Annotated in this window: 1 protein-coding gene; it reads right to left on the bottom strand. The window is 69.9% G+C overall.

Features of this window, described 5'->3' with window-relative positions:
* Nucleotides 1-2,804 (bottom strand): hypothetical protein (locus XW59_RS29490; RefSeq protein WP_206077772.1); only part of this gene is annotated, 2,804 nt, incomplete at its 3' end.
* Between the last annotated feature and the right edge of the window lie 24 nt (nt 2,805-2,828).

Genomic DNA, 2,828 nt, shown 5'->3' with positions numbered 1-2,828 from the left:
GCGGTGCCTGCGAAGCCCGTTGCGAGGCCGGTGATTGCGTCGGTGATCTGGAGGCCGGACATCTGGTCGCCATGGGCTGCGAGATCGTAGGCGGAGACGGCCATGACGGGGGCGCCGATGGCGATGGCGGTGCCGTCGAGGCCGTGGGCGACGCGGTTGAGGCCGCCGGCGGTCTGGATGTAGGCGCCGACCGGGGCGGCATGCGGGAAGCGGTGCCAGATGCGGCTGAAGCGGCCGGCGTCGTCGGCGGCCTGCACGGTGGGGCCGGCGCGCGTGGCGCCCATGCCGGCCAGGAAGGCCTGGCCCTTGGTGATGTTGAGGTTGCGGGCCATGCCGATGGTGCGCAGGCCGCCGCCGGCGACCGGCAGCGCGGTGGTCAGGAACATCGCCGTGTTCATCAGCGATTCGCGCTCGCTCCACTCGCCGCCGTGGCGCAGGTGGTTGACCTGGTTGATGACGGTGCGGGTGCCCAGATAGGCGGTGCCGGCGACCGCCAGCGGGGCGGCGACCGGCGTCAGCACCGGCACGAAGGCGGCGACGCTGGCCGCCGTGGTGGCGATGCCGACCACCGGGTCGACGATCCTCTCCCACGCCGAGACGTTGCGCGCCTGGACCACGTCGAGCGCGAAGCGGCCGTCGGCGTCCGGGCTCATCCGCAGCTCCTCCGGCACGATCAGCCGGCCGTCCTCGGAGAACTGGGTGTTGTGGTCCTGGAAGTCCTCGACGCCGTCGAAGGCCTTGCCGGCCATGTCGACATAGCGGGTCTCGCCCTCGCCGTTGCGGACCGCGAACAGCGCCGTCTGCTGCAGGCCGACAGTGGCGTCGACATAGAAGATCGGCACGATCGCGACCTCGGCGTCCGCGCCGCCGATGTCGGTGATCTCCTCCCTGACCTTGTCGAGCGCCGCCGCGCCCTCCTCGCTGTCGGCGTCGAGATTGAGCGCCTCGGCGATGTCCCCGTCCGACACCGGCTGGAAGCTGCCGTCATGGCCCTGCTCGTAGAGCGCCTGCATCCGCGGCTGGATGCGCCCGTCGAGCATCTCCTCTTCATGCGCTTCGAGATAGGCGTCCTGCAATCGCGCCAGATGTTGCGGCGTTGCGGCATCGTCGAGCAGCTTCAGCGGCTGCGTGCGCTGGAAGGCATACCAGTCGGCCGCCGCCGTCACCGAGCCTTGCGTCTCGCGCAGCGTTTCGATCTGGACCTCGGCCGCCCGCATCGCCAGCCACGACACCGCCAGCTCCGGATCGACCCAGCGCCATTCCGCCGCACCGTCGCCGTCATGGTCGAACTCGATCCCGATCGGCGTCCCGCTGCCGGCCAGCGCGGCGATCCCGTCCTCCTCATAGGCCGCCGCCACCTCCGGCGACACCTTGACCGTCTCGCCACCGACCGTGATCTCGTCCGGCTGCACCCCGTCGGGCAGGACGCCCGCATCGAGGCTGCCCGGCCCGTGCTCGCCCAGCAGGTCCCGGTATTCCTGGTCGAGTTCGTCGAGCTGGCCCTCCAGATCCTCGATCGAGACGCCGAGACGCTCGCCCAGAACGCGGTTGACCGTCTCGCCCGCCCGCAGCTCGGCCGCCTTCAGCCCCCCAAGCCCGTCGCTCGTGCACATCGCCGCGTCCGCATCGAGCTGCCCGGCGACCAGCTCCTGCCATTCGGCGTTGAGATCGGTGTAGCGGTAGGCGTCCCAAAGCTCGTCCTCGGGGAAGGTGAGCTGGATCTTCTGGGTCTTCTCCTCGAACTCGTTGACCACCCAAAGCTCACCGCCCTCCTCGACGATGTCCTGCGACAACAGCTCGCCGAGATAGTCGTTGCCCAGCGTGCTGTGCTTCCGGCCTTCCTCCAGCAAATGCGGGTTCTGCTCGTTATAGGCCGCCAGCAGGCGCTGCTCGATGTCGGATGCCGCGGGCCCGAGCGCGGCCAGATCGCTTCTGGCGTCATAAAACTGCGCATAAGCCTCGGCGATCTCCAATTGCCCTTCCAGCGCCTCAAGCCGGGTTCTTGCCTGCTGCAGCTCGAGCCAGGTGCCGCCGGTCTGCGTCTCGACCCACTGCCATTCGCCGTCCTCCTCGAGGCGGATGCCGATCGGCTGACCGCCGGCGAACAGACCCTCCAGCCCCTCCTCCTCATAGGTCTGCGCCATCTGCGGCGTCACCAGGACCGTCTCCTCGCCAATGGTGATCTCGACCGGCTCCTCGCCCTCCGCCAGATCGGGCGCCTCGGCCCCGCCCTCCGCCAGGCTGTCCTCGAAGCTGCTTTCAAGCAGCCCGACATTGTAGTCGCCAAGCAGCTTGTCGCCCAGCGCGCGCTGCGCCTCCGCCTGATAGCGCAGCGCCGCAACCTCGGCGCGCGCCGCCTCGCCCTTCTCGAACTCCTCCTCGTAATTGAAGTCGCTGTCCGGCGAGGAGGCGACCGGCGTCACCCCGTCGGGGTAGAACGGCATGTTCTCCTGCATGGTGATCGCCTCGCCCAGCAGCCGCTCGTACTCCTCATAGGCCGCGACCGCACCGCGCGCCTCCTCCAGCCGCGCGCCCGCCTCCTCCAGCCGCGCCTGCGCGTCCGCCAGGTCGCCCTCGGGCTCCGGCCGCACCCAGCAATAGCCGTGCGGCGCAAGTGTCTCGTCGAGCGTCACCCCGGCGCCGTCCATCGCCGCGTCATAATCCGGATCCAGCGCCCACACATCGATCTGCGCTTCGTTCTCGGCAAACCGAGCCTGCAGCTCGGTCAGCCGGGCAAACGCCGCCTCCTCGGCCGCGATCGCCTCGGCCACCACCGGATCGACCCAGTGCCAGACCCCGTTCACCCGCGCCGGCTCCCACTCCCCGCC

This window comes from Aquamicrobium sp. LC103 (genome assembly GCF_001014615.2).
Taxonomy (GTDB): domain Bacteria; phylum Pseudomonadota; class Alphaproteobacteria; order Rhizobiales; family Rhizobiaceae; genus LBCQ02.
This window is presented reverse-complemented; position numbering and strand designations above follow the sequence as displayed.